Source organism: Lishizhenia sp. (assembly GCF_033720595.1).
Taxonomy (GTDB): Bacteria; Bacteroidota; Bacteroidia; order Flavobacteriales_D; family Crocinitomicaceae; genus Lishizhenia.
Genome location: NZ_JAWWCF010000144.1, coordinates 1 through 7,946, shown reverse-complemented (window position 1 = coordinate 7,946; position 7,946 = coordinate 1). Strand labels below are relative to the sequence as shown.

At 38.4% G+C, this 7,946-nt stretch carries 10 protein-coding genes; 9 read left to right on the top strand and 1 reads right to left on the bottom strand.

Going from position 1 to position 7,946, the window contains the following annotated elements:
• From R3333_RS10465 to R3333_RS10425, 9 genes are all read left to right on the top strand, one after another.
• Nucleotides 1–537 (top strand): hypothetical protein (locus R3333_RS10465; protein ID WP_318958743.1); only part of this gene is annotated, 537 nt, incomplete at its 5' end.
• 72 nt (nt 538–609) lie between these two features.
• Nucleotides 610–1,107, top strand: a complete 498-nt coding sequence (locus R3333_RS10460) for a hypothetical protein (RefSeq protein WP_318958742.1) — start codon at nt 610–612, stop codon at nt 1,105–1,107.
• Between the two features lie 15 nt (nt 1,108–1,122).
• On the top strand, nt 1,123–1,671 hold the full coding sequence (locus R3333_RS10455) for a GNAT family N-acetyltransferase (RefSeq protein ID WP_318958741.1): 549 nt from the start codon (nt 1,123–1,125) through the stop codon (nt 1,669–1,671).
• A gap of 76 nt (nt 1,672–1,747) precedes the next feature.
• Nucleotides 1,748–2,935 (top strand): cytochrome-c peroxidase, encoded by a 1,188-nt coding sequence (locus tag R3333_RS10450; RefSeq protein ID WP_318958740.1) that lies wholly within the window; start codon nt 1,748–1,750, stop codon nt 2,933–2,935.
• A gap of 17 nt (nt 2,936–2,952) precedes the next feature.
• Nucleotides 2,953–3,354: a hypothetical protein gene (locus tag R3333_RS10445; RefSeq protein WP_318958739.1), complete on the top strand. Its 402-nt coding sequence runs from the start codon at nt 2,953–2,955 to the stop codon at nt 3,352–3,354.
• Nucleotides 3,355–3,605: 251 nt separating this feature from the next.
• Nucleotides 3,606–4,274: a hypothetical protein gene (locus R3333_RS10440; protein WP_318958738.1), complete on the top strand. Its 669-nt coding sequence runs from the start codon at nt 3,606–3,608 to the stop codon at nt 4,272–4,274.
• A gap of 154 nt (nt 4,275–4,428) precedes the next feature.
• Nucleotides 4,429–4,959, top strand: a complete 531-nt coding sequence (locus R3333_RS10435) for a carboxymuconolactone decarboxylase family protein (protein ID WP_318958737.1) — start codon at nt 4,429–4,431, stop codon at nt 4,957–4,959.
• Nucleotides 4,949–5,377, top strand: coding sequence for a nuclear transport factor 2 family protein (locus tag R3333_RS10430; RefSeq protein WP_318958736.1), 429 nt, complete (start codon nt 4,949–4,951; stop codon nt 5,375–5,377). The genes R3333_RS10435 and R3333_RS10430 overlap by 11 nt, the downstream gene beginning before the upstream one ends.
• The gene (locus R3333_RS10425; RefSeq protein WP_318958735.1) at nt 5,374–6,258 is read left to right on the top strand and encodes a helix-turn-helix domain-containing protein; all 885 of its coding nucleotides are present in this window, start codon (nt 5,374–5,376) and stop codon (nt 6,256–6,258) included. The genes R3333_RS10430 and R3333_RS10425 overlap by 4 nt, the downstream gene beginning before the upstream one ends.
• Here R3333_RS10425 and R3333_RS10420 read toward each other — a convergent pair.
• Nucleotides 6,255–7,673 carry an SDR family oxidoreductase gene (locus R3333_RS10420; RefSeq protein ID WP_318958734.1) on the bottom strand — a complete coding sequence of 473 codons (1,419 nt, stop codon included), beginning with the start codon at nt 7,671–7,673 and terminating at the stop codon, nt 6,255–6,257. The genes R3333_RS10425 and R3333_RS10420 overlap by 4 nt on opposite strands.
• Between the last annotated feature and the right edge of the window lie 273 nt (nt 7,674–7,946).

Genomic DNA, 7,946 nt, shown 5'->3' with positions numbered 1-7,946 from the left:
GAAAAAGAACAACAAGAAAGTGAAGCATTTTATCAACGTATTACATCAGGTAAACAATGGTTACTTTTTAAAGTAGTTGTTGTCTTTTGTACGGCAATGGCGATTGTATTCACCATAGAAACCTTCTTTGATGGTCCTACAAAAAGTCTTACAGAAAACGATTGGGAAATAAACAGAGAATGGGAATGGACCTGGCACCAAATACTAGATGTTGAAGATTACATTTTTGCCCCCTTGTTATCGGACTGGTTTGATCATGAAGAAAATAGTTTACAACTCACCTACACGCCTATTTTCAAAACAGGTAAAAAACTCAGCTACAAACTAAAGATAGACGAAAACACCAGTAGGTATCACGAAGAATGGAGACATCGTTCCATATTTAGTTGGTTCCCTTGGTTGCAAATATTTCTACTCATCCCACTGGCTACCTTCATCTTTAAAAGAAAGAGTCCGTGGTTTATTTTTGCCCGTATTATCTCCTTGGTATTCGTACTTCCCGGAACGGTTATGGTTATTATTTTTGCAATGTATTAAACGAACACTTGTCGTAAACACTAACAACGGCAAAAGGACTTAACGTCTTATTAAAAAGCCCCCTTTAAAAACATGCACAAACGAGTATCAGCAGATTTAAATCTCCTCAAATATGCCATTTACCCTGTAGCTGTAATCTGCATAATTATAGGGCTAGAATTACTGTTTGATGGAGTTTTAAATTATTTACATAAAGGAATTAGTTTCCTATTCATCTTACTATTTTTCTTCGCTTTTCGTGGGTTGATCCATTACCTTTTAAGGAAAAATCAAGTTGTAAAATTTGACGGGGAGTATATCTACCTTTTTAAAGGAAAGGAAGTCGAAACTCTTCCCTTTAGTAAGGTTGTTACCTTGAGTAAGAAAGGATTGAATTTAAACGGAAGAAATCTGCTTTCCCTGGTGTTTATTGATAAGAATAACCAGGAACAAGCACTTACTTTTTTCCCGCGTTTAGCTTATCTTAACCTCAATGAATTTTGTAAAAACATAGAAAGAAATTCTACAGATAAGTCTAAATCTAAAATCACCTTTCAATCTGTGTGGGATGAAAAACTTCAAGACTATTAAACCCCGTCCATAACAATGAAAAATAATTACATCTTCACTTCCCAACGTTTGGGCTTCAGAAATTGGAAAGATGCTGACTTAGACATATATGCGGCAATGAACGCAAATACGGATGTGATGCAGTATTTTCCAACGCTAATGACTCAGGAGGAAAGTAAAGCGAGTATAGAAAAATTCAACAGTCAATTCCAAGAGTTGGGTTACACTTATTATGCTGTAGATGAATTAGAAAGTGGTGAATTCATCGGTTTTATAGGTTTGTCTTGGAAGGATTTTGAGTCCAGCTTCACTCCTGCTACAGATATTGGCTGGCGACTCAAACCCTCTGCTTGGGGGAAAGGCTATGCAACTGAAGGGGCACAACGTTGTTTAGCCTACGCTTTTGAAGTTTTGAAATTAGAGAAAGTAATTGCCATTTGTCCGGAAGTAAATACACCTTCTGAACGCGTAATGCAGAAAATTGGAATGAAGCTACAAGGAGCGTTTAAACATCCTTTTTTAAAGGACTATCCTCACTTAGAAAGGTGTTTGTGTTATGCTATCGCGTCCAATGAATTCCAATAATTTTCAATATTTAGCAAAGTAACATTAAACCTTTTGGCACAATAAAAGTCTTAATAAGCAACTAATAACGAGGGCTATGACTACACAACAAACAATTCTAAGCATTGCGATTGTTTTGCTTTTATTTTCCTGTAAAAAAGAAGATACCCTCACCCCTTACACACCCCCAAGTGAACAAGAGATTATCGATGAAGCTTTGAACATAGATTTAAATGCACTCGAGAACTATGCGAACCAAAGCGCCCCTACTTATATAACAAAAGATAATACACCTGCCTACAATCCCATAACTGATGCTGGAGCAACATTGGGTAGAGTATTGTTTTACGACAAAGCACTCTCGGTTGACCAGAGTACTTCTTGCGCTAGTTGCCACAAACAAGCGCATGGTTTTGGTGATGATGTAACACTTAGCCAAGGCGTAAATGGATTAACAGGAAGGCATTCTATGCGTTTGATTAATGCTCGCTTTGGAGATGAAGAAAAGTTCTTTTGGGATGAAAGAGCCGATGATCTAGAGCTACAAAGCACCATGCCTATTCAAGACCACATAGAGATGGGCTTTAGCGGAGAAAACGGAGATTTAGGAATGTCTGATTTAATCCAACGTCTGGAAGCTCTTCCCTATTATCCTATACTCTTTAACAAGGCTTTTGGTTCTGAAACCCTGACAGAAGAAAAAATGCAATGGGCATTGGCGCAATTTATAAGAAGCATACAGTCTTTTGATGCCAAATACGACGTAGGCCGCGCCCAAGTAAATAGCAATATGGCTGATTTCCCCAACTTTACTGCTAATGAGAATAATGGTAAAGCTTTGTTTATGCAACCCGTTCAATTTAACCAAAGTGGAGAACGTATAGGCGGAGGTGCTGGTTGTGCGGTATGTCATAAAGCTCCTGAATTCGATATAGTGCCCAACTCCAAACACAACGGGGTGGTTGGTACAGCAAATAACACGGGGACTGACCTAACAGTTACGCGCTCACCGAGTCTTCGTAACTTAACCCAGACGGATGGAACTTTGAATGGTCCCTTCATGCATACCGGTAAATTCCTTAACCTTTTCAGTGTTATCAATCACTACAACGACATCAGTGGTAGTTTGAGTCTACAAGGCATAGACCAGCGACTTTTACCCAATGGTAACCCACAAAAGCTTCAGTTAACACTCGCTGAAAAAGCAGATATAATTTCCTTTTTACAAACCCTTGCTGGAGAAGATGTTTATACCAATGAAAAATGGTCCAATCCCTTTAAATAAAACATAAAAACACAACCATGAAAACGCTTATACTCTTGTTACTCCTTCCCTTTTTCGGTCTTTCACAATATCATGTAGACAGTATAGGAAAGAACGATAATCAAGTGCTCAACCCTCATGAAATTGAGTATCTCAAAGAACTTATTCAAACCGAGGATAGTCTTATTTCTCTTGAAAACAAGCGTATTCATTTCGCTACAAACAATTGGGGTGCCATAGCTTTGAGTAAATCAGAGTTTTTTAATAATTATTGTAAACCTCGTTCGACGGATAGTCTAAGTATTCAACTTTCAATTATAGAGTTAACACCAGAAGAAAAACAAGCCTTGAAAATAGATGTAATGATAGTGGCTTGGAGTAAAATAGCTCCGGTTGGACGCGCGCGTAAGAAGTTCATTCAAAATATTCAACCCACTTAACGCGATCATACATACTTTTTTCCTTTCTCAACTAAACGCAGTATTTTAGACAGATAAATTTCATATCTAAGCCTACTACACGAGCAACCAAGATAAAGAATACCCATACAATACGAGGATAGCTTTAGAAGGTACTCGTAAAGAAGTGTGAACCCTATCTTTTTAAGTAGGTTATCTTCACGGGGGGTTGATGTATCTTTAGGCTGGAAATTAAAAGAAAAAAATATAAACCACAATCCAAAAGACCCCTTATGATCAAACAACTCTCGGCGCTATTCTTGATTTTTATCTCCTTTCAACTTTACGCACAAGACAGCACTATTACTGCCAAATTCATCGGGAATTGCGGACTTTACTTGAGTGACGGAGCATCTCATCTTTACATAGATTTCCCATACAAATCAGGAGCACACAACTACATGGAATACGATGAAAGTGAACTTGATAGCATACAAGAAAATGCTGTTTTCCTTTTTACCCATCACCATTCAGATCACTATTCAAGAAAATTGATGCGAAAAACCAAAAATGCCAAAGGAGGAAAAGTGTTTGGCAATTGGAATGCAGGAGAACTCGACAGTTTAAAGGAAACATTTACAATAGAAGCCATAAAAACATCACATAGATTTTCCATGAGACATTACTCTTATGTAGTAACATGGCATGGGAAACGTTTTTATTTTTCGGGTGATACCGCCAGTACAAAAGAAGTTAGCGAATTAGAGAACATAGATTGGGCTTTTATCAATCCTTGGCTGTTTATGAAACTACAACGCGAAAGAATAAAGATAGATACTGACTTTTACGCCCTTTACCACTTCTATCCTACCCAAGAATTACCCGAGGATAAACCAGATAATGTGTATCTATTGATGGAACAAGGTGAGCTACTTATTTTGGATAAAAAAGAGGAAGAATAGCGTCCAACACTCTTTACATTACGGACTTTAAGTCTTGAAAGAAACCTGATAGTAAAATTGTCCATGCAATGGCATAAACTGTCTATTCTTTAAGGAGCTTAATCGCCCCAACTTTGCAGTGTCGATAATGACAAACAATTTTAAACACTGTAAAATGAAAAATTTAAATGTACCCGTAAGAGAAGAAGTATCAGCCAATAACCAAGCGATTTTCGACAATTTAAAAAGCTCCTTAGGTTTCGTTCCTAATTTATACGCTGCCATGGCGCATTCAGAAACGGCTTTAGAAAGATACTTAACGTTTCAAGGCGGTAAAACCTCTTTATCCAACAAGGAAAAAGAAGCGGTTAACTTGGTAGTTAGTCAAAGTAACAACTGTCGTTACTGCCAAAGTGCACACACTGCTCTCGGTAAAATGAACGGATTTAACGACGAGGAAATCATAGCCTTACGTAAAGGAAGTGCCTCTGATAGTAAACTGAATGCTTTGGTAAAAATTGCGCAAGACATTACCGTAAACAAAGGAAATATTAGTCAAACAAATTTAGAGAACTTCTATGCCCAAGGCTACAACCACGGTAATTTGATAGATGTCATCGTTCAAATCGGAGATAAAATCATCATGAATTACTTGCACAACTTATCACAAGTAGCGATCGATTTCCCTTTGGCAGATGAACTTTAATAAAGCAGAAGGAAAGCGTCCTCCACTTCCGCCATTCGACTATGAAAGCGCTCACTTAAAAGTACGATTGGCGGAAGAGGCTTGGAACAGCAGGAACCCACAACAAGTAGCCTTGGCCTATACGCCAGATTCTATTTGGAGAAATAGAAACCAGTTTATTCGAGGAAGACAAGAAATAGAAACGTTTCTAGCTCAAAAATGGGAAAATGAACTCGAGTACAAACTCAAGAAAGAGCTTTGGAGTTATAATTTCAACCGTATTGCTGTAAGGTTTTTCTATGAGTACCGTACCAAAGAAGAAGAATGGTTTAGAGCCTATGGCAATGAAATGTGGGAGTTTGCTCCGAGCGGACTCATGCAAAAAAGATATGCGAGTATCAATGACATGCCAATAGATAAAAAAGACAGATTGTTGTGATTGAAAATAATACATACACGCTGTTGGATGATAAAAATGGTGAATTGGCTTTCAAACTCTATACGTTTGAAAGCCTTCATCACTTTGACCACGTTCAACGCCTTCCCTACTATTCCTTGATTTGGATACAACAAGGAAAGGGCAAAACTTTGGTGGATACGCAAGAATACGAATACCAAGACCACACGCTTTTTGCTTGTTCTCCCTTTCAGCCCTTTATGTTTTCTCCCACAGAAAAAACACAAGGAGTTGTACTACATTTTCACCCTAACTTTTTTTGTATACACAAACACCACAGTGAAATTGCCTGTGATGGCATTCTGTTCAACAACGTGTACGAACATCCGTTTATAGAGATAAGCAATGAGAATGCCCAGCAATTAAATTGGCTGGTAGAAGGCATGGAAAAAGATGTGTGTACAGATAAACTTGCAACACAAGACGCTATTTTATCCTACCTCAAACTCATCTTAATTCAATGCTCTAGGATTAAGCAGAACACACAAGAACCTGTTGAAGAAAGGGAAAACTTAACCCATGAGAAAGAAATCGTTGCTCGTTTTAAGGAAGCAATTGAAGAAAATTACAAGGAAATTCACGCACCTAAAGATTATGCAAAATTGCTGCACATCACTCCTAACGCACTCAGTAAATTGGTAAAGGCAAGTTATGGCAAAACTCCCTCCCAAGTAATTGCAGAACGTATTATTATTGAAACCAAACGCGAGTTATACCTCACCAATAAAACGGTAGAAGAAATTGGCTATGAATTGGGCTACGAGGATCCTTTTTACTTTAGTCGTTTCTTTAAAAAACACGTACAAATTTCACCTAGTGCTTACCGCTTAAGAATGGGAGAAAACAAAGCCGCTGCACGCTAACGCGAAGCAATAGACTTCAACATTTTACTAAAAACAATACCGTGAAATGGCAAAACGGCGTACCAGTAGAGTCGGCCCAAAATACCGCGCGGACGAAACGTTGCAGTTTGTACCAGTCTTCCATTTACTATCTTAAACTCTAACCAAGCTTCACCCGGTAGTTTCATTTCCGCAAACAAGAGCAACCTGGTTTCCTCTTTATCGGCATATAAAACACGCCAAAAATCAATGGCGTCGCCCACGTCAATCTTATCCTCATGGGTTCTTCCACGGCGTAAACCTACTCCCCCCACTAATTTGTCTAGAAAACCTCTCATTTTCCACAAAGCATTCGCAGCATACCATCCTGTTTTGCCACCAATGTGCCAAATTTTAGACGCACTCGTATCCACACTTTCTACCCTTGCGCTGCGCACATCTCTAAAACATCCATAGCGCGGAACGGTTATGAAATCAGAAATTTTAAAATTCAGCTGACCACTTGCAAAGGCATCCTTCCAACTCGATACAATTTCATGGTGATTTATTTTCTCAAAAGCACGACGCAAGGCTTCATCGTAGGTCAACAAGTCTTGCTTTATAAACATTCTAATATCATGGTTTTTACACACCACCTCCACCTTCATGCTCTCTACCAAAGCACTCGCTAAGGGATAAGAAGTAGAAGTCACAAAATAAAGCCAATACGATGACAGTTTAGGCGTCATCACAGGAACAGTAACAATGGATCTTTTCAACCTTCTCACCTTTGCAAAATGCAAGAGCATTTCCTTATAGGTCAACACATCCGGACCTCCGATATCGAAAACCCTATCTTCCATAAAGGGTAAATGAATAGATTTTTTAAGATAGGTAAGTACATTAGAAATAGCGATGGGTTGTGATCTCGTATTCAACCATTTGGGAGCCACCATAAACGGAAGTTTTTCCACCAAATCTCTGATAATCTCAAAACTCGCACTTCCAGATCCTATAATGATTCCAGCACGGAAAACAATCGTGTTAAATGGGCCTGCCAACAAGATTTCCTCTACCCTTTTTCTTGATTTCAAATGTTTGGAGAGCTTGTCATCATTAACAATTCCACTCAAGTAAACCACGCGCTCAACAGCACATTTATCCAATAACGCTACAAAATTATGCGCTGCTTTTTCCTCCAAGGCTGCGTAGTCTTTAGAGCTAGACATCGAATGGATGAGGTAATAAGCAACATCAATCTTTTTCGGAAAATTAGAAGGAAGCTCCTTCTTTAAAAAGTCGATTTCTACTACCTCTATATTCGCGCGTAAAGACGGTTCTATTTCAAATCTATCCTTATCGCGTGTACAACAGTACACCTTATGACCATCAGCAACCAACAAAGGCAACAAGCGCCGACCAATATACCCCGTAACACCAGTAAGTAGAATATTCATGTATTAAAAACACTTATCGCATAGGTTTTGTTTAAAAGCAATTCTATCACACAATTATTTGGGGGCGTTCCCCTCATAAAATCGGGGCCGGGCTTTCCGCTATAATACGCTTCCGAATAAATTCGGAATACGCGCTGCCGCTGCTATCCCTAAGCCGATGTAAAAACTTTGCTTACTTTCTAATTTATAATTCTTATTTTGGTTCGAATTCAACAAAACAAAAAAACATGCATCTAAAAATAGCGCTTTCTACTCTACTTTTAACCTTTTTTT

Coding starts and splice junctions, on each gene's coding strand:
- R3333_RS10460 (WP_318958742.1), top strand. CDS start 610: ATGCACAAACGAGTATCAGCAGATTTAAATCTCCTCAAATATGCCATT.
- R3333_RS10455 (WP_318958741.1), top strand. CDS start 1,123: ATGAAAAATAATTACATCTTCACTTCCCAACGTTTGGGCTTCAGAAAT.
- R3333_RS10450 (WP_318958740.1), top strand. CDS start 1,748: ATGACTACACAACAAACAATTCTAAGCATTGCGATTGTTTTGCTTTTA.
- R3333_RS10445 (WP_318958739.1), top strand. CDS start 2,953: ATGAAAACGCTTATACTCTTGTTACTCCTTCCCTTTTTCGGTCTTTCA.
- R3333_RS10440 (WP_318958738.1), top strand. CDS start 3,606: ATGATCAAACAACTCTCGGCGCTATTCTTGATTTTTATCTCCTTTCAA.
- R3333_RS10435 (WP_318958737.1), top strand. CDS start 4,429: ATGAAAAATTTAAATGTACCCGTAAGAGAAGAAGTATCAGCCAATAAC.
- R3333_RS10430 (WP_318958736.1), top strand. CDS start 4,949: ATGAACTTTAATAAAGCAGAAGGAAAGCGTCCTCCACTTCCGCCATTC.
- R3333_RS10420 (WP_318958734.1), bottom strand. CDS start 7,673: ATGAATATTCTACTTACTGGTGTTACGGGGTATATTGGTCGGCGCTTG.